Annotated in this window: 21 protein-coding genes and 1 other annotated feature; of the genes, 16 read left to right on the top strand and 5 right to left on the bottom strand. The window is 42.5% G+C overall.

Annotated elements, in window-relative coordinates; translation table 11 throughout:
• Positions 1-420: 420 nt before the first annotated feature.
• Positions 421-903: a LiaI-LiaF-like domain-containing protein gene (locus tag AS29_RS03165; RefSeq protein ID WP_051860566.1), complete on the bottom strand. Its 483-nt coding sequence runs from the start codon at positions 901-903 to the stop codon at positions 421-423.
• A gap of 247 nt (positions 904-1,150) precedes the next feature.
• Between AS29_RS03165 and hemA the strand changes: the two genes are divergently transcribed.
• The 8 genes from hemA to ysxE all read left to right on the top strand — a co-directional run bounded on the left by hemA (position 1,151) and on the right by ysxE (position 9,781).
• On the top strand, positions 1,151-2,503 hold the full coding sequence (hemA, locus tag AS29_RS03160; RefSeq protein ID WP_035405356.1) for a glutamyl-tRNA reductase: 1,353 nt from the start codon (positions 1,151-1,153) through the stop codon (positions 2,501-2,503).
• Between the two features lie 15 nt (positions 2,504-2,518).
• Positions 2,519-3,349: a cytochrome c biogenesis protein gene (locus tag AS29_RS03155; RefSeq protein ID WP_035405355.1), complete on the top strand. Its 831-nt coding sequence runs from the start codon at positions 2,519-2,521 to the stop codon at positions 3,347-3,349.
• A gap of 30 nt (positions 3,350-3,379) precedes the next feature.
• Entirely contained in the window at positions 3,380-4,315 is a 936-nt protein-coding gene (gene hemC, locus AS29_RS03150) for a hydroxymethylbilane synthase (protein WP_035405354.1), read from the top strand.
• Entirely contained in the window at positions 4,312-5,085 is a 774-nt protein-coding gene (locus AS29_RS03145; protein ID WP_035405353.1) for a uroporphyrinogen-III synthase, read from the top strand. Before hemC ends, AS29_RS03145 begins: the two co-directional genes overlap by 4 nt.
• 1 nt (position 5,086) lies before the next feature.
• Positions 5,087-6,064, top strand: a complete 978-nt coding sequence (gene hemB / locus AS29_RS03140; RefSeq protein ID WP_035405352.1) for a porphobilinogen synthase — start codon at positions 5,087-5,089, stop codon at positions 6,062-6,064.
• Between the two features lie 25 nt (positions 6,065-6,089).
• Positions 6,090-7,376 carry a glutamate-1-semialdehyde 2,1-aminomutase gene (gene hemL / locus AS29_RS03135; RefSeq protein WP_035405351.1) on the top strand — a complete coding sequence of 429 codons (1,287 nt, stop codon included), beginning with the start codon at positions 6,090-6,092 and terminating at the stop codon, positions 7,374-7,376.
• A gap of 307 nt (positions 7,377-7,683) precedes the next feature.
• Positions 7,684-8,700, top strand: coding sequence for a stage VI sporulation protein D (spoVID, locus tag AS29_RS03130; RefSeq protein ID WP_035405349.1), 1,017 nt, complete (start codon positions 7,684-7,686; stop codon positions 8,698-8,700).
• 64 nt (positions 8,701-8,764) lie between these two features.
• Positions 8,765-9,781 (top strand): spore coat protein YsxE, encoded by a 1,017-nt coding sequence (gene ysxE, locus AS29_RS03125; RefSeq protein ID WP_035405348.1) that lies wholly within the window; start codon positions 8,765-8,767, stop codon positions 9,779-9,781.
• A gap of 22 nt (positions 9,782-9,803) precedes the next feature.
• On the opposite strand, the gene AS29_RS21685 is transcribed toward ysxE, so the two are convergent.
• On the bottom strand, positions 9,804-9,995 hold the full coding sequence (locus AS29_RS21685) for a hypothetical protein (protein ID WP_035405347.1): 192 nt from the start codon (positions 9,993-9,995) through the stop codon (positions 9,804-9,806).
• A 161-nt stretch (positions 9,996-10,156) separates the two neighbouring features.
• Positions 10,157-10,390, top strand: a binding site (T-box leader).
• Between the two features lie 45 nt (positions 10,391-10,435).
• Here AS29_RS21685 and AS29_RS03110 point away from each other — a divergent pair.
• The 4 genes from AS29_RS03110 to AS29_RS03095 all read left to right on the top strand — a co-directional run bounded on the left by AS29_RS03110 (position 10,436) and on the right by AS29_RS03095 (position 18,074).
• The gene (locus AS29_RS03110) at positions 10,436-13,081 is read left to right on the top strand and encodes a valine--tRNA ligase (RefSeq protein ID WP_035405345.1); all 2,646 of its coding nucleotides are present in this window, start codon (positions 10,436-10,438) and stop codon (positions 13,079-13,081) included.
• A gap of 62 nt (positions 13,082-13,143) precedes the next feature.
• Positions 13,144-14,463, top strand: a complete 1,320-nt coding sequence (locus tag AS29_RS03105; protein ID WP_035405344.1) for a bifunctional folylpolyglutamate synthase/dihydrofolate synthase — start codon at positions 13,144-13,146, stop codon at positions 14,461-14,463.
• Positions 14,464-14,541: 78 nt separating this feature from the next.
• Positions 14,542-16,251 (top strand): sensor domain-containing diguanylate cyclase, encoded by a 1,710-nt coding sequence (locus AS29_RS03100; RefSeq protein WP_051860565.1) that lies wholly within the window; start codon positions 14,542-14,544, stop codon positions 16,249-16,251.
• A 158-nt stretch (positions 16,252-16,409) separates the two neighbouring features.
• On the top strand, positions 16,410-18,074 hold the full coding sequence (locus AS29_RS03095; protein ID WP_035405343.1) for a VWA domain-containing protein: 1,665 nt from the start codon (positions 16,410-16,412) through the stop codon (positions 18,072-18,074).
• 46 nt (positions 18,075-18,120) lie between these two features.
• On the opposite strand, the gene AS29_RS03090 is transcribed toward AS29_RS03095, so the two are convergent.
• The 3 genes from AS29_RS03090 to AS29_RS03080 are packed head-to-tail and all read right to left on the bottom strand — an operon-like array spanning position 18,121 to position 21,009.
• Positions 18,121-19,866 carry a hypothetical protein gene (locus AS29_RS03090; protein ID WP_035405342.1) on the bottom strand — a complete coding sequence of 582 codons (1,746 nt, stop codon included), beginning with the start codon at positions 19,864-19,866 and terminating at the stop codon, positions 18,121-18,123.
• A gap of 17 nt (positions 19,867-19,883) precedes the next feature.
• The gene (locus tag AS29_RS03085) at positions 19,884-20,501 is read right to left on the bottom strand and encodes a PilW family protein (RefSeq protein WP_035405341.1); all 618 of its coding nucleotides are present in this window, start codon (positions 20,499-20,501) and stop codon (positions 19,884-19,886) included.
• Positions 20,485-21,009, bottom strand: a complete 525-nt coding sequence (locus AS29_RS03080) for a type IV pilus modification PilV family protein (RefSeq protein WP_051860564.1) — start codon at positions 21,007-21,009, stop codon at positions 20,485-20,487. The genes AS29_RS03085 and AS29_RS03080 overlap by 17 nt, the downstream gene beginning before the upstream one ends.
• A gap of 137 nt (positions 21,010-21,146) precedes the next feature.
• Between AS29_RS03080 and AS29_RS03075 the strand changes: the two genes are divergently transcribed.
• Genes AS29_RS03075 through AS29_RS03060 form a run of 4 tightly spaced genes read left to right on the top strand, consistent with a single transcriptional unit; the run spans position 21,147 to position 26,618 of the window.
• Complete coding sequence (locus tag AS29_RS03075) at positions 21,147-22,676, top strand: O-antigen ligase family protein (RefSeq protein ID WP_035405340.1); 1,530 nt, start codon at positions 21,147-21,149, stop codon at positions 22,674-22,676.
• A 29-nt stretch (positions 22,677-22,705) separates the two neighbouring features.
• Complete coding sequence (locus AS29_RS03070; protein WP_035405400.1) at positions 22,706-23,530, top strand: PRC-barrel domain-containing protein; 825 nt, start codon at positions 22,706-22,708, stop codon at positions 23,528-23,530.
• 14 nt (positions 23,531-23,544) lie between these two features.
• On the top strand, positions 23,545-24,933 hold the full coding sequence (locus AS29_RS03065; RefSeq protein ID WP_035405338.1) for a VanW family protein: 1,389 nt from the start codon (positions 23,545-23,547) through the stop codon (positions 24,931-24,933).
• A 23-nt stretch (positions 24,934-24,956) separates the two neighbouring features.
• A complete protein-coding gene (locus AS29_RS03060) occupies positions 24,957-26,618 on the top strand; it encodes a GspE/PulE family protein (protein ID WP_231889896.1) in 1,662 nt (553 codons plus the stop codon).
• The last annotated feature ends 1 nt before the right edge of the window (position 26,619 follow it).

The raw sequence follows: 26,619 nt of genomic DNA, 5'->3' as shown, positions 1-26,619 counted from the left end.
GGCAATATTTTCTTTTGATACGTCTAAACCTACGTATTTAATGGTATCCTTCATAATAGCTAGCTCCTTCCGTAATGTAGCTCTGATTTGGTTTTGTTTGACAAAAACAGTCTAACCAAATTAACCTACGATTTTACGAGTAAGGGGCTAGTTTCGTTCATGATAACTCGGCGCAAACGCCTGCGGGGTCTCACCTGTCCCGCTGCTCCCGCAGGAGTCGCGCATCTTCTGCTCCAATCAGCCTAACCATAGTTGTTCTAAATACCTATTATTAAAACAGAACCCCCGGAATGCAACAGCATCCCGGGGGTTTCGATTTCAATCCTTTTCCTCTCAGAAGAACTTTTAGCCAGCCCCTCTTTTTGATTGCTTATTTCACCAATCATTGTAAAAAAGCTTTTCCTTTTAAGGAATATTTTCTTATTTTTTCCTGAATAATAAGAATAGCCCGGCTGCTAAAAACAGGAATGGCCAGAATTTCTCGGCATAGCCAATTCCCTGTTGAAGCTGGCTGAAGGTATCCGCTATCTGCTGGAAATAATGAATAAACAGTCCTGCAAGGAGAACGACCGCTCCAGAAGCATACCCGCTTTTGGCTTTAAAAGAAGCGAGAAGCAGGGACGCTCCGACAATGATGGTGATGCCGGCCGGATGATTAGGCCAAGCTGGATTTTTTCCTGACATCAGAAAATGAATACCTAATCCGGTCATAATCAATCCCGTCACCAAGTATGTATCATCCTTTCCTGCCAGGCTGGTTAGAAGAAAGACGGCTCCGAACAGCAGAATGAGGGTCTGCCAGCTGTTTTGTTCCGGAAAAAGCACAATGTTCAGCTTTTGCAGCAGAAAATAGGCTCCGATCATGATTAAAAAGTAGGCTGGAAATGCTGGTCGCTGTTTCATGGGTCACCTCAATTAAATAGACTCTCTGTTGAAAGAAAGCGCTTTTTTTGGTAATGTACATGGTGGAATACATACGTTTTTAGAATTTCTGTTTCATACTCTGTTCACATTTTAACAGAAGCACACTTTTCTATCATGTTATAATATAAATTAGAGAAGAAGTAAATGATTAGACAAAGAATTATTTTTACTTTAGAATAATTATTGTTATTTAAGTACTAGAGAAGATAGGGGGGTATTGAAGAAAGTGCATATTTTAGTTGTAGGCATAAATCATAAGACTGCCCCTGTTGATATACGTGAAAAGCTCAGTTTTGATCCAGCTGAACTTGGGTCTGCCATGAAAAAATTAAAAACGCAGAAAAGCGTTCTTGAAAATATTATTGTTTCAACGTGCAACCGCACCGAGGTATATGCTGTAGTCGATCAGCTACATACCGGCAGATATTATCTGAAGGCATTTTTAGCAGAGTGGTTTGATCTTGAAATGGAGCAGTTCGCCCCGTTTCTGACTTTTTATGAAAATGATGGGGCTGTAGACCATCTTTTCCGCGTTTCATGCGGCCTTGATTCAATGATTGTAGGAGAAACTCAAATTTTGGGACAGGTGCGCTCAAGCTTTCTCGAAGGGCAGGAACTGCAGACGACAGGCACTGTTTTTAACTATCTGTTTAAGGAAGCGGTCACGCTTGCCAAAAGAGCTCATTCTGAAACAGAAATCGGTACCCATGCCGTGTCCGTAAGCTACGCAGCTGTTCAGCTTGCTAAGAAGATATTTGGAAGTTTATCCGCAAAGCGCGTCCTGATTCTCGGTGCAGGAAAAATGGGCGAACTCGCTGCCCGGAACCTTCACGGAAACGGCGTCAGTGAAGTAACAGTTGTGAACAGGACGTATGAAAAGGCAAGGCAGCTGGCAGATAAATTCAGCGGCAAAGCGAAAAGCTATTCAGAGCTTAGAGCCGCCCTTGAAGAGGCAGACATCGTCATCAGCTCAACAGGAGCAAAGGATTTTGTTGTTACGAAAGAAATGATGGCGGAAGTTGAAAAGCAGCGCAGAGGAAAACCGCTATTTATGGTGGACATTGCTGTTCCCAGGGATATAGATCCTGCAATCAATGAACTGGAAAGTATTTTTCTATACGATATTGACGACCTTGAAGGAATTGTTGAGGCTAACGTGCAAGAGCGGAGAGCAGCTGCTGAACGGGTTGGTTTAATGATTGAATTGGAAATCGTGCAGTTTAAGCAATGGCTTAATACACTTGGAGTCGTTCCGGTCATTACAGCGCTCCGCGACAAAGCTTTGTCAATCCAGTCGGAAACGATGCAAAGTATTGAACGGAAAATGCCGGACCTGTCAGAGCGGGATATTAAGCTTTTAAATAAGCATACAAAAAGCATCATAAACCAGCTGCTCCGCGATCCCATCCTAAAGGCGAAGGAACTTGCGGCGGAACCGGATGGCCATGATGCTCTGGAGCTATTTGCAAATATTTTTAATATTAGTGAACAGGTCAAACTGCAAAAAGAAAAAAATAGTCAATCTGAGCGCGCTATCGAATCTCAAACCGTTCAGCACGTTTCCTATCCATCTTATTAGAAAGGGTATGGCTAAATGATTGGGTTGGACCTGAACCGGCTAAATGAAGCAGCGGTCATTATATATGCTTGCTGTGTACTCTTCTATTTTATTGATTTTGTTCATACGAACCGGAGGGCAAGCAAAATTGCCTTCTGGTTGCTTTCTATTGTTTGGCTGCTGCAAACAATTTTTTTGTTTTATGAAATGGCCGTATTTGGGACGTTTCCGATTTTGAATATAGTAGAAGGCTTATATTTTTATACATGGGTGCTCGTGACGCTCTCACTCGTTTTAAACTGGATGCAAAAGGCTGATTTCATTCCCTTTTTCACAAGTGTTCTCGGATTTATCATGCTTGCCCTGCATACCTTCGCCATTTCTCAAAATCAGCCTGGACAGCTTTCAGAGCAGCTGATTTCAGAACTGTCCATTATCCATATTACGATGGCGATCTTATCGTATGGAGCGTTTTCGCTCAGCTTTGTTTTTTCCATGCTGTACTTGCTCCAATACAGGCTTTTAAAGAAAAAGCAATGGGGGAAAAAGCTCATTCGGATCAACGATTTGTCGACCCTTGATCACATGGCATACCTATTGAATGTAACGGGAGTTCCGATGCTGCTGCTCAGTTTAATCCTAGGTTCAATATGGGCCTTCATCAAGGTGCCGGATTTTCAATGGTATGACCCGAAGGTAACGGGCTCGTTTGGAGTCATTATTGTATACAGCATTTATCTGTATATTAAAATTGTTAAGGATCAGCAGGGAAAACCGATTGCTTTATGGAATGCGGCAGCTTTCCTGGTATTGCTTATTAACTTTTTCTTGTTTGGAAGTTTGTCCCGTTTTCACGTGTATTCATAGATTTCGGGAATGGAGATTGGGAGGATACACATGAGGAAAATCATTATTGGATCCAGAAAAAGCAAGCTCGCACTAACACAGACAAATTGGTTTATTCGGAAGCTTCAAGATTTAGGACTTCCATATGAGTTTGAAGTAAAAGAGATTGTAACAAAAGGCGACCGTATATTAGATGTAACCTTATCGAAAGTGGGCGGCAAAGGGCTGTTTGTAAAAGAAATTGAACAGGCTATGTTGGATGGTGAGATCGATATGGCTGTTCACAGTATGAAGGATATGCCGGCTGAACTACCGGACGGACTGACCATTGGCTGCATCCCTAAGCGGGAGGACGTAAGAGACGCCATTATCTCAAAGGATCACCGCAAGCTTTCTGAGCTTCCTGCAGGGGCTGTTATCGGGACAAGCAGCTTAAGGAGAAGCGCCCAGCTCTTATCCATCAGGCCGGATCTGGAGATTAAATGGATCAGGGGCAATATAGATACACGTCTAACAAAGCTGCAAACGGAAGATTACGATGCCATTATTTTAGCAGCAGCCGGACTTTCCAGGATGGGCTGGAGCAGGGATACCGTTACGGAGTATTTAGATCCTTCCGACTGCTTGCCGGCTGTCGGCCAGGGGGCGCTTGCAATTGAATGCAGAGAGAGCGATTCGGAGCTGCTTGAAATTCTTTCAAAGGTATCCGATGCTGAGACTGTTGAAACAGTGAAAGCGGAAAGAGCTTTTCTGAAAGACATGGAAGGCGGATGCCAGGTTCCAATTGCCGGGTATGCCGTTCTTACCGATAATCAGCAAGTACAGCTGACGGGACTTGTAGCTGATCCTGATGGAAAAATCATTTACCGTGAATCGATGACAGGATCCGAACCGTCAGACCTTGGGAAAAGGCTTGCCCGCAAGCTTGAAGAGCAGGGTGCTAAAGAACTTATTTCCCGGGTAAAGGAGGAGCTGGATCCATCATGAATAAAGAGAAGCCGCTTAGTGGAAAAAAAATCTTGATTACAAGAGAAAAAAACCAGGCGGCTTCTTTTGCGCGTCTAATTGAGGAGAAGGGCGGTTCACCTGTTGTTATTCCTCTGGTTGCTTTTGTTGCCGCTGATGATGAGATACGGATTTTGGAGGAACTGGGCAGGCTTCACACGTACCAGTGGATTGTTTTTACAAGTGTAAACGGAGTCCGGTTTTTTGACTGCTTCATGAAAAAGGGAGGATTTCCTTTACCGCAGAAAATCAGGATTGGCGCTGTAGGGGAAAAAACAGCCCGGTCACTGGAAACAATAGGGATGAAACCGAGTATGATTCCCAAAGTATTTTCGGGAGAAATGCTGGCTGAAGAAATGGCACAGACTGCAGCCTCGGACGACCGCGTTCTTATTATAAGAGGGAGTCTGTCAAATCGGGCTGTTTATAAAAGAATGAAAGAAAAGGGAATTGAAGCTGCAGAATTAATTCTTTATAAAAATCAGCCTGTACCCGGCCGGAACGGGGAACTTCCCCTCCTGCTTGAGGCAGGGAAAATAGATTACGCCACGTTTACGAGCCCGTCCATCGTGCACTCCTACATGCAGAATACGGAAGGGCTGAGCGCACGGGAACCGGTTTTTGTCTGTATTGGAGACGTGACAGCTGAAACACTGAAAGATTACGGGTATGATGGGCTTATAGCAAGTCCTTTTACTATTGAAGGAATAGTAGAAAGAATCATTGCACATGTACATGAGGAGGAATCGTAACATGGATTTACAGTTTGCCAGACATCGCAGACTTCGTTCAAGCGAAGGGATACGGGCGATGATGAGAGAAACGTTTTTAAGACCGGAAGATTTCATTTACCCGATTTTTGTCGTAGAGGGTGAAAACAAGCGGAATGCGGTAGCGTCCATGCCTGGTGTTGAGCAGGTATCGCTTGATCATTTAAATACTGAAATGCAGGAGCTTGTGGATTTGGGAATCCGCTCGGTGATTGTTTTCGGGGTTCCTGATCATAAGGATGCTGTAGGATCCGAAGCATACCATGATCATGGAATCGTTCAAAAAGCAATCCGTCAAATTAAAGAGAGCTTTCCTGATTTAGTTGTTGTAGCGGATACTTGCCTATGTCAATATACGGATCATGGTCATTGCGGAGTCATTGAAGAGGGGAAAATTCTCAATGATCCTTCTCTTGATCTGCTGGCCAGAACAGCGGTCAGCCAGGCTAAAGCGGGTGCTGACATTATTGCCCCTTCCAATATGATGGACGGATTCACAGCAGCGATCCGCAAAGGCCTTGATGAGAATGGTTTTGAAGATGTCCCGGTTATGTCTTATGCCGTTAAATATGCGAGTGCTTTTTACGGTCCTTTCCGCGATGCTGCACACAGTACTCCTCAATTCGGAGACCGCAAAACGTATCAAATGGATCCGGCTAACCGCTCGGAAGCAATGAGAGAAGCAGAATCTGATGTAATGGAAGGTGCGGACTTCCTGATTGTGAAACCGGCTCTCTCCTACCTTGATATTATGCGCGATGTGAAAAATAGCTTTAATCTCCCGATTGTTGCCTATAATGTTAGCGGAGAGTATTCCATGATTAAAGCAGCTGCCCAAAATGGATGGGTAGACGAAAGAGCCATTGTTCTGGAAAAACTGACAAGCATGAAGCGCGCTGGCGCGGACTTGATTATAACGTATCATGCAAAGGATGCAGCCCGCTGGCTGAAGGATCAGTAACGATAAGGAAAGGGGCCCGAATACAATGAGAAGCTTTGAAAAATCCAAGCAGGCATTTAAGGAAGCTCAAGGACTAATGCCAGGCGGTGTAAATAGTCCGGTTCGAGCATTTAAATCAGTGAAACTCGATCCGATTTTTATGGAGCGCGGCAAAGGCTCCAGAATTTACGACATAGACGGCAATGAATACATTGATTACGTTCTGTCATGGGGTCCGCTCATTCATGGACATGCCAATGATCAGGTTGTTGAATCCCTTAAAAAGGTCGTAGAATCAGGAACGAGCTTTGGTGCTCCCACTCTTGTTGAAAACGAACTGGCTAAGCTCGTTAAAGAACGGGTTCCCTCAATTGAAATCGTCCGTATGGTAAGCTCCGGTACTGAGGCAACGATGAGCGCACTCCGTCTCGCACGGGGCTACACGGGACGCAATAAAATCATTAAATTTGAGGGCTGTTACCATGGACATGGAGATTCCCTCCTTATTAAAGCAGGTTCAGGAGTGGCTACTCTTGGTTTGCCGGACAGCCCCGGTGTGCCTGAGGGGGTAGCAAAGAATACCATTACGGTCCCTTACAACGATTTGGAAAGCATCCGCACTGCGTTTAAAGAATTCGGAGATGATATTGCCGGAATCATTGTTGAGCCAGTTGCAGGAAACATGGGCGTTGTGCCTCCGCAGCCCGGGTTCCTTGAGGGACTCAGGGACGTAACGAATGAATATGGAGCGCTCCTTATTTTTGATGAAGTGATGACCGGCTTCAGAGTTGGCTACCACTGTGCACAAGGCTATTTTGGCGTCACACCTGACTTGACTTGCCTTGGAAAAGTAATCGGCGGAGGGCTTCCGGTAGGAGCTTATGGGGGCAAGGCAGAAATTATGGAGCAAATCGCTCCGAGCGGCCCTATTTATCAGGCGGGAACACTTTCAGGCAATCCGCTCGCTATGACAGCGGGACTGGAAACACTGAAGCAGCTTACGCCGGAAAGCTATCAGGAATTTGCACGAAAAGCGGATCTTCTTGAAGAAGGACTGTCGGCAGCAGCAAAAAAATACGGAATACCGCATACCATTAATCGTGCCGGATCCATGATTGGGATTTTCTTTACGAATGAGCAGGTCATCAATTATGATAAAGCGAAAACTTCAAATTTAGAGTTCTTTGCTTCTTATTACAGGGAAATGGCAATGGAAGGCGTATTCCTTCCTCCATCCCAATTTGAAGGGCTGTTCCTGTCAACTGCCCATACAGATGATGATATCAGCAAAACGATTTCAGCTGCAGAGAAAGCATTCAGCAGGCTGAAGTAATATATGAGCTGTCCAGGCTTAGTCTGGACAGCTTTTTTATTATAGTAGGATGCGGATTTTTAACACCTGTTGATTGGAGCAGAAAGCTAACGCCTCCAGCCGGAATCAACAGCCAAATTTCACAGAGCTATTCCTTTAAAGATTGAGTCTTACCTTTGTTCTTTCTTTTAATTGGCGAAACGCTATTTGACAGCTTTTTAAAACCAGCTAGAGGTTACGCCACATTGGGTTCTTTTTTCCTCCCGGCACTCATAAAGTGAAAGTGTCATGATTCTATGTGTTAGTTTCAAGAAGGGAGGAAAACAGCTTGTCACAGGATGCAGCATTGCGATTTTCTGTAGAAGAGTCTGTTTGGTTTCAAAAAGGACAGGAAGTGTTTGAACTTTTATCGATATCCCTGGATCCGAATATAGCGATTGAAGAGCATGATCAGTATGTTTCCATAAGGGGAGCCCTTCAGCTGACGGGAGAATATCGGGCGGTTTTGAATCCTGAGAATGACGATAAGGAATTTGAGTTTTCAGCAGCGCGCTTTGTTAATGAGGTACATGTCAGGGATGACGGCACCCATGAGCTTTTACACCGGTTTCCAGTCGATATCACGATCCCTAAAAACAGAATTGAAAAGATTGAAGATGTTTATGTGTCCATTGATTCGTTTGATTACGATTTGCCTGAAGCGAAATGCTTAAAGCTGTTTGCGGACTTGTCTATAACAGGTATAGGTGAAAATAGCAGGGAATCGGAAGAGGTACAAGCAATTCATGAAGTTCGGGAAGAGCAAGCGGAGCAGTCTCATGAAGCTCTTTACAGGAGTGAAGCTGTCCAGCATGCAGATGAAGAAACGCACGAAGCAGATGTGAGAACGGAAGAGGAAAAAGAAGCGGCTTTCCAGGAGCTTTATGCCTTCAGAAGTGAAGAAGAAGCGCTATTGGATGAACAGGCTGAAGAAGAATACCCGGAGATTGACGTGGAGGTTCGAAAACAGTCCTTTGAATATCAGGAAATTAAGCCATTGTATGAAGAACCTGCAGGTAAAGAAGTGTCAGCTGATCACCGTTCAGAAGCAAGAGAACCGCAAGCATCCTCAGGTGCTCAAAGTGAAAACTCGTTATTGCTGACAAAATTGTTCGGCCGTGAGGAAGATGAAGAACTGACCAGGCTTAAGATTTGCATCGTGCAGCAGGGAGAAACCATTGATTCTATTTGCGAGCGCTACGCTTTATCCGCGCAGCAGTTAATCAGGGTTAACCATCTTCCAGCAGATAAAGAGGTCTATGAAGGGCAGACACTTTACATTCCCCAATACGCCAGCAGCAAGTAAAGGCAGTTTAAAGCTGAGGCTCCTCAGCTTTTTTTCATCATCAAACAAATAAGTGGTGAAACCAATGGAGGACTTACAGGCAATTCTTGATCAGTACCAGGTAAAACTTGAATTTGCGGAACAGCATAGTCCGCGGCTGATTAGAGTGTATTCCCCTCAGGGAACCTTTGCTTTAAAGAAGCTGAGAGCTTCAAGATCCGCCCAGTTTGCGGAGCGGGTCCGTTCTGTTTATGAAGCAGGCTATACGAATCTTATCCCCATCTACCGCAACTTGCATAATCAGCTGGTTACATCCGGAAGAGAGGATTACTATTATCTCATGCCCTGGCTCCCGGATTCACAGTCTGATGAACGCAGTGCAAGACATGATTATTTATTTAAAGAGACAGCAAAGCTTCACAGAAGAACGCTGCAGGAAGTCAAATTAACGGGCGGAGAAGCGGAAGCGAGCTTTGAAGCCACCAAAAAAAACTGGGAAGACCAAAAAAACGCGTATGAAGCGTATGTAGAAAAATGTGAAAAACAATGGTATCTTTCCCCGTTTGAGCTTCAGGCTGTCACGTACTTCGTTGAAGCTGCTAGGGCAACTGATTTTGCAATTGAAAGGCTCGAGGAATGGAATGAAGCCATGAAAGAAAAAGAGACGGCAAGGACTTCATTTATTCATGGGAGCTTGTCCGTTCAGCATGTAGTGTATGATTCCAGTGAGAAAAGCTACTTAATCAATTTTGAAAAAGCCCATCGAGCGGCGCCGATGAATGATCTCCTCCAATTCTATTATAAAACGTTTAATACGTATCCAATCCGCTGTGAGGAATGTGTGGATTGGTTTTATACCTATCAAAAGGATTTTCCGTTTAGGGAGGAAGAGATGCCGCTTTTTATCAGTTACTTATCCTATCCTGAGGCACTATACCGGGCTGTCCTATCGCCTGGGGATCAAAGAGATAAAAGATCCCAGCTTCAGCAAAACAGGGATTTGATAAAAGCGTACTGGTATTTTAAAAATAACGAATACTTTGTGATGAGGCTTGTCGATATTGAAAATAAGAAAAAGGCTGAAGCACAGGCTGAGGGATGATAGCTCCCTCTTTTTTTTGTGCCTATAGCCAGCCCATATGAAAAGCTAACGCGAGGAAAATCAGAGCAGCAAGGAGAAGAACATCAAAGCCGGTGGGGAAAAGAAGAGTCCGTATACCCTGAAAAATCGTAATCGGAATTATAAATTGTACGGCAGTCACCCTCAGCTCTTTAACCCAAGGAGGTACTGTGTAGGAATTAAACCGTTTTCGCATTCGTATTCACCTCCCATTATGAGTTATAATCAGTTTATGTACATATGTCCCGGGTGTGCTTGCCTTGAATCCGAGTATAAAAATATAAAAAAACGGGGAAGATGTTGACGAAAAAAACATTTTTATAATACTATTATGGATAGAACATGAAAAGAATATGTTGAAATGCATGGATAGGGAAGAGTACAGGCATACCGCGCCTAAAGAGAGGGAAATCATCTGCTGAAAGATTTCTCAGGATTGCGGAACTGGAAGGTCGCCCTTGAGCAGTTTTTCTGAATTATTAAGTAGGGAAAGCCGGCGCAGGCCGTTAATTCGTCTAAGAGCATGGGAGCAGGCTTTATTTTCCCATGAAAAAAGGTGGTACCGCGAAATCAGCTCCTTTCGTCCTTTTGGATGGGAGGAGTTTTTATTTTGTCAATTTTTAGGAGGAACCGGAAATGAATGAAAATCAGCAGCCCAATCTGCCAACGAAATACGATCCAAATGCAGTAGAGCAGAACCGCTACCAATTTTGGCTGGACGGAAAATATTTTGAGGCAGAAAATGACCAGGAAAAACAGCCTTACACAATTGTAATCCCTCCACCAAACGTAACTGGAAAGCTCCACCTCGGACATGCCTGGGATACAACCCTTCAGGATATTCTGACTCGGATGAAGCGCATGCAGGGGTATGACGTGCTCTGGCTTCCGGGAATGGATCATGCCGGTATTGCGACACAGGCGAAAGTTGAAGCGAAGCTAAAAGAAGAAGGTAAATCCCGGTACGATCTTGGACGCGAAGCATTTGTTGAAGAAACGTGGAAATGGAAGGAAGAGTATGCTTCCCATATCCGCGAGCAGTGGTCAAAGCTTGGACTAGGGCTGGATTACTCCCGTGAACGCTTTACTCTTGATGAGGGGCTTTCAAAAGCAGTTAGGGAAGTATTTGTCACGCTTTACAACAAAGGACTGATTTACCGCGGCGAATACATTATTAACTGGGATCCGGCAACGAAAACAGCTCTTTCTGATATTGAGGTTATTTATAAAGATGTACAGGGTGCGTTTTATCATATGCGCTATCCTCTTACAGACGGATCCGGGCATATTGAGATTGCAACAACCCGTCCGGAAACGATGCTTGGGGATACAGCAGTAGCGGTTCACCCTGAGGACGAGCGCTATAAGCACCTGATTGGAAAAATGGTTACTCTCCCAATTACCGGCAGAGAAATTCCGATTGTTGCTGATGATTATGTGGATATGGAGTTTGGGTCTGGAGCGGTTAAAATTACACCTGCCCACGATCCGAATGACTTTGAAATTGGAAACCGGCATAATCTGCCTCGCATTCTCGTTATGAACGAAGATGGAACGATGAATGATAAAGCAGGCAAATATGAAGGAATGGACCGTTTTGCCTGCCGCAAGCAAATTGTGAAGGATCTGCAGGAGGATGGTGTCCTTTTCAATATTGAAGATCATCCGCACTCAGTTGGACACAGCGAACGAAGCGGTGCTGTAGTTGAGCCTTATCTTTCTACACAGTGGTTTGTGAAAATGCAGCCGCTGGCTGATGCAGCAGTTAATCTCCAATCCTCTGACGAAAAAGTCAATTTCATTCCGGAGCGGTTTGAAAAAACATACCTGCACTGGATGGAAAATATCCGAGACTGGTGTATATCAAGACAGCTATGGTGGGGACACCGCATTCCAGCCTGGTATCACAATGAAACGGGTGAGGTTCACGTTGGACATGAGCCACCATTTGATTCGGAAAACTGGAAGCAGGATGAAGACGTACTCGATACATGGTTCAGCTCCGCACTTTGGCCGTTCTCGACAATGGGCTGGCCGGACACTGAATCCATTGACTATCAGCGCTTCTACCCGACTGATGTTCTAGTAACCGGCTATGATATTATTTTCTTCTGGGTATCACGGATGATTTTCCAGGGTCTCGAGTTTACAGAGCAGCGTCCATTCCAGGATGTTCTGATTCACGGACTTGTAAGAGATGATCAAGGCCGTAAAATGAGTAAATCTCTAGGAAACGGTGTAGACCCGATGGAAGTAATCGACCAATACGGAGCCGATTCGCTGCGGTACTTCCTTGCAACCGGCAGCTCGCCTGGACAGGATTTGCGCTTCAGCTTTGAAAAGGTTGAGTCCACTTGGAACTTTGCCAATAAAATTTGGAACGCATCCCGTTTTGCTTTGATGAACATGGAAGGATTGACATTCGATCAAATCGATATAACCGGGAAAAAATCAGTAGCGGATCAATGGATTCTAACACGCCTGAACGAAACCATTGAACAAGTAACGAAGCTTGCTGACCGCTATGAATTCGGAGAAGTCGGCCGTGTTCTATACAACTTTATCTGGGATGACTTCTGTGACTGGTACATTGAAATGGCTAAAATCCCATTGTACGGGGAAGACGAGGCGGCAAAGCATACGACTCGATCCATTCTCGCTCACGTACTGGATCAGACTCTGAGACTGCTGCATCCGATTATGCCGTTTATCACAGAGGAAATCTGGCAGAGCCTTCCGCATGAAGGAGAATCCATTACGGTTGCCAAATGGCCTGAAGTAAAACAGGAGCTAAGCAACGATCAGGCGGCAAGCGATATGAAGCTGCTGATGGAAATTATCCGTTCAGTCCGGAACATCCGTGCGGAAGTGAATACGCCGATGAGCAAAAAAATCCAGCTGAAAATCAAAACAAAGCAAGAAGAAATCACACAGCAGCTTGAGAACAACCGCTCTTACCTGGAACGCTTCTGCAACCCAAGCTCGCTTGAAATCGGAACAGATTTGCCATCTGAGGACAAAGCGATGACAGCCGTTGTGACGGGGGCAGAACTCATTCTGCCGCTAGAAGGCCTGATTAATATGGAAGAAGAAATAAAACGCCTTGAAAAAGAACTGGATAAATGGACGAAGGAAGTAGAACGTGTCCAGAAGAAACTGGGGAATGAAGGCTTTGTGAAGAAGGCACCTGAAAAGGTCATTGAAGAAGAGCGTGCGAAGGAAAAAGAATACGTCGAAAAACGGGATTCCGTTTTGGCGAGAATTGCAGAATTGAAAGGCTAAAGCTTTTAAGGTGATCATCATCAGGATGGTCACCTGCTTTTTTATCCTAGTGAGGTGATTAGATGCTGAATACATATGAAGAAGCTTTGGATTGGATTCACTCCCGTTTAAGGTTCGGGATTAAACCAGGCCTTGGCCGAATGGTTGAAATGATGGAGAAACTCGGGAATCCTCATACAAAGATTCCGGTGATCCATGTAGCAGGTACGAACGGCAAAGGTTCAACCGTTTCCTACATGAGGTCCATGTTAAATGAGGCGGGCTATAAGGCAGGTACCTTTACGTCCCCTTACCTGGAGACCTTTAATGAAAGGATCAGCATGGACGGCTATCCAATCAGCGATGATGATCTTCTCAGGCTGGCAAACGCTATTAAACCTGCGGCAGAAAGAGTGGAAGCAGAAACAAACGAAGCACCGACAGAATTTGAAATCATTACGGCTATGGCTTTCCTTTATTTTGGAGAATTCAATCGTCCTGATTATGTCCTGCTTGAAACCGGCCTTGGAGGAAGACTGGATTCTACGAATATAGCAGAACCGATCCTATCCATTATTACAAATACGGGATATGATCATATGCACATCCTTGGGGATACGATAGAGGAGATTGCGTCTGAAAAAGCGGGAATCATTAAAAGGAAGACTCCGGTTGTGACAGGTGTGCAGAAAAGCAAAGGGCTTGAACAGATCCGGAAGAAAGCGGCGGATGAAAATGCGGAAGTGTACGTATTAGGTGATGATTTTCAAACAAGTGAGGTTCAGTCACACACTGAAGGTGAAACATTCTCTTTTACCTCTCCATTTGGAAGCTGGGAGGATCTCCAAATTACCATGTTCGGAGTTCATCAGACCATGAATGCTTCGCTTGCGCTCGCCGCGCTTTCCCTATTAAGAGAAAAAGGGCTCATTCAGCTATCAGATGAACAGATCAGAAAAGGATTATATACTGCCAAATGGAGCGGGAGATATGAAGTAATCAGCCGCGATCCTCTTATCGTTATCGACGGTGCACATAATCTTGAAGGTGTGGAAAGTCTGACGAAAACATTAAAGGGTCACGAGAGCGATAAAACCATTCATATGCTATTTACGGCGCTTGAGGATAAAGAATATGACAGAATGCTGTATGAATTAGAAAAAACGGCGGATTATCTCTATCTTACCGAATTTGAATTTCCCCGGGCTGCTTCCAGCACATCCATTTACAACGCCTGCCGGACAAAAAATAAAAAAATAATAGCAGATTGGAAATCATTTTTAAATGCGTTTCCTAAGAAGCTAAAAAGCGATGAAATGCTGATTATATGCGGATCTTTGTACTTTATTTCTCAGGTTCGACAATATCTGCTGGCAGCTGAAAAGAAAATTTTAGGCGAATAGACCTAAAAAGTTAACACAACCGTCAGAAAATTTGCTAAAATATAGAACAAACAGAGGACGGCTGAAGGAGGGGCTGCGTTGGATAAACGTCTGCAGATCACCTTATGGTTAACATGGGCTATTATTTCGCCAATTATCTTATACTTAACGTATCAAATCTGGCCGCCTGATATAGCAGGAGGATCGGTAAAGGATTTGTTTCTTTTCCTTATCCTGATGTGTGCGGTAGCTTTAATGCCCATTGTAGTAAATGGAACACCCGTCTTTTTTGTAGAAGGTGTTTCACTTGCTGTCTTTTTATACTTTGGATTATTTGCAGAAATGGTCATGATTCAGTTTGCAATGATTGTTCTCCTTTTGAGATTGCGCATTGGCTGGAAGGATCTGTACAGGTATCCTGTTAACTTTCTCATGTTCATGATCATCTCCTTAGTGAGCGGTGCAGTATATGAATGGATGGACGGAGGGCATGGCTCTCAGGAACTGACACTTTGGTTTATTGCAAGTATCCTTATTTACGTCGTGGTATCCCTTTTTGTGAATCACTTAATTTTAAACAACATCATTTGGAGATATATTTACAAAAGAAAAGCCCCTTTCTTTTCAAGGGATTTCCTATGGGAAGCATTTGCCGCAAGCATTGTATCCCCTTTTGGATTTATTCTTTATGTCCTATACGGACAGCTTGGTTCCCTGGCTCTTTTTTATGTAGGACTTCCAATCGTTGTGATTTCCATCATGCTGAATCATTACTATGTCGCGAAGCATATCAATGTCTATTTGCAAAAAGCAAGTGAAGTCGGTTATCAGCTAACAGAACGATTGAAAGTCGATGATGTTCTGGATGTGTTTCTCGAAAAAATAACGGATATGATTCAGGTTGATTATGCTTATATCATCGATGTCATGGACCAGACCTCCCTCAAAATTATTCGTCAAATTGAGGATGGAAAACATAAAAAATCTCCGGAAAAATCCGTTTCATTAAATGTAGGAATCAGCGGGTATGTGTATGCGAGAAAGAAGAGTTTTCTCTTTCATAAACGAACGCAGTGGAACCACCTGAGCAAGTACATCCCTAAAGCAGCCCAAAGTATGATGGCTTTTCCGGTTTTCCGGCATCAGCAAGTTGTAGGCGTTGTCATTCTGGCTTCAAATAAAAGAAGAAAATTTGAAAACCATCAGCTAATGATCGTGAATCTGCTGATTGCTCATTTGGCAGTAGCCATTGAAAATGCCCGGTACCATGAAGAAACAGTTAAGCAGTCCATTCGGTGCTCGTTAACCGGCCTGTATAACTATCGTTTTATGGAAACGGAGCTGGAAAGAGAATTTCAAAGAATTAAAAACGGAACCTTATCTCAGCTGGCTCTGATTCTTCTCGACCTTGATCACTTTAAACAGGTCAATGATATGTACGGACATCAATCCGGAAACGAAGTACTGACCCAGCTGGCAAACCGCATCGAGAAATTTTTCGGAAGCAAGGGAACAGCAGCAAGGTACGGCGGGGAAGAGTTTGTAGTCCTGCTGCCCGAAACGGATAGAAATGCAGCTCTCGCCCTGGCAGAAGGCCTGAGGAATGAAATTGCAGGCAAGCCTTTTCTTATTGAACAGGATTTGGAGGGGCAGTCTAAACAGCAGATCTTTATCACAGCAAGCATCGGTATTGCCCAAGCTCCGTTTGATGCAGATGATGCGTTGTCCCTCGTCCGCCATGCTGACAGGGCCATGTACACAGGGGCCAAGCAAGCAGGCAGGAATAAAGTAGCTGGATACACAAAATAAGCATAGATGAACCGGTCTGAAAAGGGCCGGTTTTTTTGTCGAAAAATTAATATTCAGTTTATAGGAAAAAATGATTATATCATTCAATTAATTTGGTATAATGTGAATGTCAAGACAAAGTTTTACATTTATGATGAGTCTATAGGAGGAGCATTCCGATGATTAAACGGATATTTGCCGCTATTTTACTAATGTCGCTGGTTATTTCGCAATTCATATTACCTAGTCAATTTGCTTCTGCTGAAGCTGGCATATCGATTGAGTCTTCGGTGAGTGCTACTCCGGATAAGACACAAATTGGTTTTGGTGCAAATGCATCTTCTTCTATTCTAATAACAGTAACTCCTAAAGGAGAAGCTCCGAAGACGGAGAGATCGCCTATTGATGTAGTCTTTGTTTTCGATAAGTCCGGTTCGATGAATGAACTTGTTAACGGCAAGTCGAAAATGCTCCATGCAAAAGATGCTATGGCCGCAGCGCTTACTACTTTTAACGAAAATAACCGCAGCAGAACAATCAAAGACCGTTTCGCACTTGTCGCATTTGATTCCGGAGTCAGTGATGCGAACTCCCAATTTGTTTTGAACTCTAACACAGCTGAAATAACGACTAAGGTTACAGCTATGCAAGCGGAAGGTGGAACGAACTACACCAACTCCCTTGAGAAGGCGAGATTGATTTTGGAACAGGGAAAGGATTCCCCAAACCGAAAACAATATATAATATTTATGACGGATGGTAAGCCTACCAATTCAGAAAAAGTGATTCAAACTAATAAATCATATAAAGAATTTATCGAAGTGAATGATTACTACAGCCGATTCGGCTACAGTTCGTTAGCAGGCAAGTATTGGTCAAATCTCGTAACTTATTTTAAAGATGGCACTTACGTCATAGGAGATTCAACCAACCGAAGTCAAAGTATTACAGGTCAGAAAAAGCAGTATTTTGATACAAATCCAGGCAGAAATTACGTAGTCGTAGAGCATAACGGCAAGTATTATATTGAACAAAAAACATCAGGAGCGGTCCAGGCTGATATTACCACTCACATTAATGAACAAGCTCAGCTAATAGCTGACAAGGGTATCATCCTTAATTCCATTGGTTTTGGCGATGCACGGAATGGAGCCCAGATTGATATGGATTTATTGGAAGACATATCAATAAAGAGCAAAGGGGAGGCCATTAATGCTGTCGGTAACGATATTGTGAGTATATTCCAGACAATTTCAAAAAATATCTCTTCTACAAAACCAGTCTTGTCTAACGGATACGTATTGTTCAATTTACCGGAGGGGGCATCGCTGCAGCAAAGCTCTCAAGCAACAAAGCTATCAAATGGCCAGTACAAAATGGCTCTCCCAACAATTGAGTATAATCCGAAGCCTAATCCAAGTCAGCTTAATTACACGCTGCCGCTATCATTTAATAAAAGCGGGACCTATCCGATAGACTTTGAGATTGTCTTCAATGGAGGAGATTATACACTTAACAAGAAAGTTACAATAACCGTATCCGAAATTCCTGTTAAAGGTGTAGTCTTTGCTCCAATTAAAATTAATGTAGGCGAAACAGTGGTACTTAATTCTTACCTTAAATTTGATCCACTTGATGCAACGAACCAATATATTGAAAGCATGAAAAAAGGACCGACAAATGCATTTAAGCTGTCTGTTGAAAATGGTTTGTTCAAGGCAACTGGCATTACACAAGGTTTTGATTCAATTGAAGCGGTTGTTAAAGATGGTCAAACTCAATTGAATGCTGCCGGAACCATCATTGTAGAGGATCCGAATAATTCAAATGGACTCAAATGGTGAAATGATTCAAGATAAAAGGCCTTCCCATCCGGGAAGGCCTTACTTGTTACCTGTTAATTAAAGTATCATCCATAATAACCTGGTACTTATCTACTCTTGGAAGAGCATCCATTTGGTCAATAAGGACACTCGGATCGTGAGTTACGGAAAATCTCGAAGCCTGGTTTTTTTGTATAACTGGATCTTGAATATAATTTTTAAGCACCTGAGCACGGGTGATAGAATTTTGCCTAATGGCATTGATTGTCAGGCTATCCCGAGCGAATATCCCCCCATTAATGTTGAAAATAGAGCCCACTCCGTAAAGCTCGGCGGCGCCATCCGTATATAGGAAAGCATCAAGGGGTTCAATTTGATCACGATCCTTAAATTCGTTAATTCTGGAGACGGATAAGTCTCCATGTGACATAACGACGAGCTGTTTACCCTGTATACCTTTTATGTTTGTATTAGAGATAGAGGTTTTACCAAGTACGTAAACAGTGGAGTCTGCGAGTACCTCATCATCCTCAATTGTTTCTGGCTTTCCTGAAGCATTTGTCTGATTTCCTTTTATCATTAAATTGCCGGTGACGAAAAGATTGCCTGATAGTATTATTGGAGTGTCAGTGCTTGCTAATATTTCTAAGTCTCCGTTTACAATCATCCATTTTTCATCGGCAAGCTCAAAGCTTGTTTGAATCGTTAATGGCACAAGGTTTTTTAAAATGTCGTAGCTTTTAAGTCCCTTTTTCTTTATATCTGTATAAATAATGTTCTGTCCCTGGCTTTTATTAATTATATTAATTTCATTTAGGTTGCTTAGCTGATCATCTATTAGTTTTAAAGAATTGGAGCATGATACTTTAGAAGGTACTGGCAGCGCTGAAGGAAATAGCCATGCAAGTAAATTTGTTTCACAAGGCTTTACTAATTTTGATATAGCAGCTGAAATAGCTTCATCGGATTGAAAGGCGCTTTCTGTAAAATCAGTGACGGAACCGACCTTGTTCAGGATCTGGGCTAGGGTGTTTTCAAAATTTACGGGAATGTAATCCTCTGTATCCTTTTGAAAAACAGTGTTGGAATTCTCCTCAAAATACGTTTTTAAAAGGGTATAATCAGATAGATTTGTTTTTCCGTTAATGCTTGTCCGTATAATTGCTTTGCCATTAACCTTTGGATATCTGGTGTCCTTGGAAGAAGGCACTCCGTTAACGGATGAAGCGTCATAGTATTGGGCTATATTTTTTGTTTGTAATTTATCAGTATAGATATTTCCATTAAATTCAGACGCCCCATTCAAGTACATTTCTCCATTAGGACCGGTGCCGGCAGCGTAATTTAAAAAAGAAGGGGTGGGAGAGAGAAACACTTTTTTTGTAACGGTTTTTTTTCGGTTCCCATCTTTTGCTGTATAGGAAAATTCATAGGCTCTTGTTAAATACTTAGTAGTATTTATTTTATATAGTGTAGTTAAATCCTCTATTTTTAATGGATTATCCTGGCCGGATATTGAAGTGCTCTGCAATAAATCTGATTTTAATGTACCAAGTCTTGCATTAATAGCTGCAATATCCGTTACACTGGTTAGCTTAAATTGCGATTGATCCGTTACTTTATTTCGAAACTGTGCAATGACCTCATTTAAAGCTCTTGAAGCTTTCGCTGTAAGCTCAATGTCCCCCACCCTTATTTCCGTTCGTTTCGTTCCTCCAAGGGACCCCGCTACTATAGTCAGCCCGAGTACGGTGAATACAAGGGAAACAACCATTACAGTTAGTAACGCCTGACCTTTTTGATTTTTTAACATACTCGTTTCCTCCATGCTTAGAATCCAAATTGGCTTTTAAGTGTCATTGGTTTAACCGTCATATTTTTTTCTTCGGTGAAGTTAACATTCTGAATTTGAATGGACATTTCTATTAGTCCGGATTTGCAGGAACCAGATCCGTCTGTTGACTTTTCAATACAGAAGATATTTGCTGATTCTTCCGGCTTGACAGGTACAAGTAATTCGTAGGGAGATTGTGTAAGAATGGCAGTTTCTTTATTTCCATTTTGATCAACTATTTTCTTGACCTCTTTACCAAAAATAAAAGTTGTTGTTGTGATTTCTGAAGAATTCTGCTCAATAAAAATTCCGTCCTTGTTCTCGATTGATTTGTTTTGAACAAAACGCAGGCAGGGGGTACCATTTTGCTCTGAAGAACATAGTTCAGCTTTGTCTATTTTCGACTGATTCACAACATCTAATAGGTCGGACAGCACATAATCAGCCTCATCCCGCAGTTGAACCTCTACACTGGTTTTTTCATAGGTTTTAATACCCATAATAAAGACATTATAAAAAACCGTTATCACAATTCCTGATATCACTAACACGGCTAAAACCTCGATCAGTGTCATCCCACGATCATTGTTCCATTTATCAGCGGTTTTTTTCATTGGCAATGTACCCCTCTAGCTGTGTTTTAGTGTTATCCCATGAAACGATCACGTTGACGGGGATCAATGAATTCCGCAGTTTTTCATCAGTATGTCTTTTAACTTCAACCTTTACCGAAAACTGGCGGTTATTTAATTTTGGAGTAAAATTTAATGCGCATCTTGTTGTTTCTTTTCCGTTAAGCGTAATCTTCTCTGTTTGATTCAGTACCTTTTCTCCATTTGCCAGCGTATCCTTTTCACAAGAAGGGGATTCAATGACCGTTGCCCCGGTCTCCTTCACGTAAAAACTATTTATATTACTAAAGCTTTGCTGTTCCATATAATTAATCATGTTTCGGGCTACATAAATGCCAAGTGTTTTATCTTCATTTTTATTGGAAAAATTTAATGCCTGATTGAAAAATTGCAGCATTCCGATGGTCAGGACACTGAAAATAGTAATGGAAATAAGTACTTCTATTAATGTAAATCCTTTTTGATCGGAAGAAATAATTCTCTCAAACATATGATTCCCTTCTTTCAAATTCAATAAGTTTATTATACAATAAATGATAGTCGAATATTGTCCATTTCAGGGATTTTTTTACACGTTTAATTGATTAATAGTTCTTTATGCATGAATCTTTCGGCTGAGGTGATAAATTGGATTTTATTAGTTGGAATTTTATTTTGTACTTACTTGCAGGTTTGCTGATTTGGGTTCCTGTATTTCTTTTGATCCCTTTCCCATTAAGAGCGGAAGGAAAGTGGCTGATTACAGCCGTTTCATTTTTATTGGCTTTGATGTACTTAGCGGGATCTCAGGTTATGCCTATATGGCAGTCTGTTCTCGTAACAGCATTATTGCTCGGAATGGCAGCCTATTTTATTCATCAAAAAGGAGCAAAATTTCTTGCTGTTGAGGGTTATGATCATACAGATGAAGATCTGTACGAAGAATCTCCTTTCGAAAGGGAAGAAAGCAATCAGTATCCTGAGTATGAGCAATTTCATAATCAGAATGATGATGTAAAAACAAACGAGGATGAAATAATTGATCTTGATTGGTTTGAAGAAAAACCCGATGATCAGGAGCGTAGCCTCGTGGAAGATGAAAATGAAGAAATCCTTGAAACCGACTGGTATATTGAAGAAACTGCTTCAAGCGAGGAAGAATTTGCTGACAAAACGGAAACTTCTGTTCCATCTGACTCTGATCCAGAGTTATTGGAAGAGTGGTTTGAGAGTCATCCAGATGAAGAAGAATCCGGTGTTACAGTGGATGAAGAAGACTTAGATTCATTAAATGGCCGAAGCTTCTTAGAGGAGCTTTCGGAAAATAATTTTGATCAGGAAAAAGAGGAGAGCCTATACGACAACCTCGTTACCGGGGAGGGGACCTCATTAATTTCTATATCAGAAAAAGATGCTGTTTTAATAAAGGAAATTGCTCCAGAAAGTGCTGCTGACGTTTTAATGGAGCTTGCAGGAGAGCCGGAAATAGACTTCACCGAGGAAGAAACAGAGAAAAGAGAAGCAGAAATAACCGACGAAGAAATGAAGGGTTTTGCTTCTTGGTTTGAAGAGGATGCTGTTAAGGACGATCTTCCGGTTTATGATTTGGATTTGGATGTACTTCAACCCATTACGAATGACGCCCTTTCTGACGAAGAAGAACTTTCTGTTGGAAAAGCGGCTGAAGAAGAATCTGTCATGGCATTTGATTCTGATAGTAAATCTGCTGAAGAGGAATTTGAACAAGAGGAGGCTGTTGAAGAAAAAGCAGCTGAACTGCAAATTCCTGAACTGTATGTTCAAGATATCGAAGAAAACACTGACACCGGCGATTCGGGAGATGCTTATGAAGAGCGAGAAGTGGAACAACCTCTTGAAGAAGCTGTATCTATTCAGAAATCGATGCCGGATGAATTTCTAGAAGTTTTATACAATCAGCTTCTTGAGTTAAAAGAAACTTCTCTTGGCTATGAATTTAATGCGATAATGGATAAGGTGCTGACTTCTACTATAGGAATCCGGGAATATTTTGTTTTCGTGCAATTATATTTAACTTATTTAGAGGAAAAGGGACAGGAAATAGAATTTCAAAATGTTTATATGGAAGCAATGGAATATTTGGAATCCTATCCATACTTAAAAGAACAGCTATCCTGGACGAAAAAGCAGCAACAATGAATCTATTAATCTATTGGATGTGGTGAATGATGAAAAAAAGTATTGAAATAGTCGGATTGCCAATCGTTTGTATTACTGAAGGAACAGAGGCTGGAGAAGTGAAATCTTTGGTAATCAATCCGGAAAAGGGAACGGTTGATTTCCTTACGGTTGAGCATGCAGAGTGGCAGGTAAGCGTTAAAGCGATCCCATTTAAGAAGATTGTGGGAATCGGAGAATATGCGGTAACAATTGAATCAGAAAATTCTATTATTGATTTAAACGAAATTCCCATTGCCAACCAGCTTGTGAATAAGCGGATTAAAATAAATGATACTCGTGTTATGACTCGGAAAGGCCAGTTATTAGGAGAAGCAAAGGAATTTTTTGTCGATGAGGATAACGGATTAATTCTTGGACTCCAAATCGGCCATAAGGAAAAACAGGTGACCATTGCATCAAGTGATGTAATGACCTTCGGAAAGGATATTCTTGTCGTAAAAGAGGATGTTCATTTCCATTCGGCACCAGAGGAATTGGCAGGGCAAAACACTGTCGAACCAGAAGAAATTGTTGCAGTAACCATTCCTGTATCGGAAATGCCTGCTCCAGCTCCTGCAGAGCCTGAGATTGTGTCAGAACCTGTATTTACGCATGAGCCTAAGTCTATGGGATATGCGTCCCAGCCGATGAATGATATTAAAGAAAAACAGCTTCAGCTTCTTGAAGGCAAGAGAGTTTTAAAAGATATTTATACGAAATCGGGGCATATTCTGGTGAAAAAAGACAGCCTACTTACAGCGGAAGCGATTCGCCATGCTCAAGAAGAAGGTCCTGGAATAATTGTTGAATTATCAATGAACGTTGAAATGTGAGGAGTAATGTATCGGTGAGAAACTCAAAGCTTTTAAAGGTATTCCTCGCCCTCCTTATTTGTACCGCCTATTTGACCGGGTTTTCCTACGCAGGTGAAGCTGTGTGGGATTACCTGAGTAATGGTGACCGGTTTAAACCTAACACGCAAATTGCCTCCATAGATATATCGGGTCTGCCTCAAAGAGAAGCAGCACAAAAAGTAGAGGACTCCATAAAGGATTGGCGCAGTGCTAATTCAATAAAGCTGACTTTCCTCAAGCGGGAAGAAATTCTTCCGGAAGCAGCCATTCAATTTAAAGTAGATGAAAGTGTTCGCAATGCAGCAGATGGCCAGCCTTCCCAGCTTGAAGTGTCTTTGGACAGCATGCTCGTTGATCGTATTTTAGCTGATTTAGCTTTAAATGACGCCGCTCAAATTGATATGGACCAAATTAAAAAGCAGTTAACAGAATCAGCTGCAAAGCTTGAAGCTGGACTGCACTATCATTTAGAAAAATATGTTGCAGGTGAAGAGCAGATTATTCACGAGGCGAGTTTGCCTGTCCCTGTTGACGATCCGGAAATACTCCAGTTTGTCAAATCCAATCCTTCAATAAAAGTGAAAGCATTATCCCAATGGTCCCTAGTGGAGCAATTCCCCGAAGCGACTAACCAGGATTCGCTCGGAATGATCGCTTCAGCTGTTTTTAAAACGGTGCTTGGAACAAATTTTGTTGTTGTAGAAAGGCACACAGGAGTAGTTGCCCCGCCGTACACCGATCCGGGATTTGAAGCAAAGATTATCCCTAAAGAAATGGATTTAAAAATTTTCAACCCAAATCAGACAGATTACACTCTCGTTTTTGAAATTTCTGGAGAGAACCTGACGGTTAAGATATCCGGGAAACCTCTTTTATACACATATGAACCGGTTATTGCGGAACCTGAGTATTTCCCTTTTAAACAAATTATTCGTTACAATACTTCTCTTTCTGTAGGGGAAGAGAAAAAAATTCGCGATGGTGCGGATGGAATTTTAGTTAAAGTGACAAGACGGGTAACGGACCATCAAGGCTATCCGCAGGGAATTGAAGAAATCGCAGAAGATTTTTATCCTCCGATTCATGAAATCCTTGAAAAACGCTATTATCAGCCGATTGAAGTAGTAGATGAGGTTATTAATAATTTATTAAATCCTGAGACTGGTTTACCTGAAGGGACCACCGTGCCAGCAGGGCCTTTGAACCCTGACAGCCTGCCGGCAGCGGAAGAACAGCAGCCTCCTGCAAGTGAGCAGCCTGCTGAGGAAACAAATCAGACTGAAGAAGAGAAAGCTGTTCCAGCTGAAAATTCGCAGTCTGATAAGCAGCCTGAACCACAAGGTGAAAATACTGCTTCAGAAGAAGAGCCCATTGAAAAATAAAACAAGCGGGGGGGGGAATGAATTTGACCACAACCCGTAAACGGCTAGGCGATCTTCTTGTAGAAGCCGGCCTCATCACGGAAGAACAGCTAAATCAGACTCTTTCAGAAAAGCAAAAAGGCCAGAAGATTGGTGACGCATTAGTAGAGAGAGGATTCATGACGGAACAGCAGCTAATTGAAGTGCTGGAATTTCAGCTTGGTATTCCTCATATCAGTCTCTATAGATATCCATTTGATCAAAAAATTATGAATATTGTTCCTAAAGAAATGGCAAAACGAAACCTGGTTATTCCACTCAAGAAAGATGGAGACAAGCTTTTCGTTGCCATGGCTGACCCAATGGATTTTTATACAGTTGATGATTTGCGCTTAGCGACTGGGTTTCAGATTCAGACGGCGATTGCTTCCAAGGACGATCTCAATAAAGCTATTGCAAAATTTTATGAATCTGATGATAGTATGTCAGACTTTATGGATCAAATATCTGTTGAAGAAAAAGTAGAGGAAGATACGATAACCGGAGATGATTCCCCAATCGTCCGCATGGTCAATCAGATCCTGCAAAGTGCTGTTCAGCAAAAAGCAAGTGATATTCATATTGATCCGCATGAAACGAAAATACTGATCCGCTACCGTGTAGACGGGGTTCTAAAAAATGAACGGACGCTGCCAAAGCACATGCAAAGCGTCCTGACAGCCAGAATAAAAATCATGTCGAATCTTGATATAACCGAGCATCGGGTTCCTCAGGATGGAAGGATAAAAACCGTTATAAACCTGAATCCATTGGATTTGCGTGTTTCTACACTTCCCACTGTTTATGGCGAGAAAATTGTAATGAGGATTTTGGATTTAGGCAGCACACTGAATGATTTGGACAAACTCGGCTTTAACAGTCTGAACCTTCAGCGATTTAATAGTCTAATTGAACAGCCGACCGGCATTGTCTTAATAACGGGGCCAACGGGATCAGGCAAATCATCTACTCTCTATGCGGCCCTTAACAGGCTAAATAGTGAAGCGGTAAATATTATTACGATTGAAGACCCTGTTGAATATCAGCTGGAAGGGATCAACCAGATCCAGGTCAATGCCAATGTGGGAATGACGTTTGCAAAAGGACTTCGATCGATGCTGCGTCAGGATCCGAATATCATTATGGTCGGGGAGATCCGTGATCGCGAAACAGCAGAAATTGCGGTAAGAGCCTCGCTGACCGGGCATCTTGTGCTGAGCACGCTTCATACGAATGATTCGCTTGGTACGGTTACCCGTCTGATTGATATGGGAGTGGAACCTTTTCTAGTGGCGTCCTCCCTGACAGGCGTCGTGTCTCAGCGGCTTGTCAGGAAGGTTTGCCGGGATTGTGCAGAGGAGCAGACTGTGACAAAGCGGGAAGCAGAAATTTTTGCCCGCAGAGGACTCCGTATTGAAAAAACAGCTAGAGGCAAAGGCTGCGGGATGTGCAACATGACTGGCTATAAAGGAAGAATTGCCATCCATGAGCTTTTAATGATTGATGATGAGATGAGACGGCTCATTTTAAACAACGAACCGTTCTCTGTCCTTCGTGATTTAGCAGTGAAAAACAAAACCATCTTTTTGATTGACGACGGCCTATTAAAAGTGAAGCAAGGGCTTACGACAACAGAAGAAATTCTCCGGGTTGCGATGCCGGAATAAA

The organism is Bacillus sp. SJS (assembly GCF_000732485.2).
Taxonomy (GTDB): Bacteria; Bacillota; Bacilli; order Bacillales; family Bacillaceae; genus Metabacillus_B; species Metabacillus_B sediminis.
The sequence above is the reverse complement of the archived record's forward strand: the minus strand, read 5'-3'. Positions and strand labels throughout refer to the sequence as shown.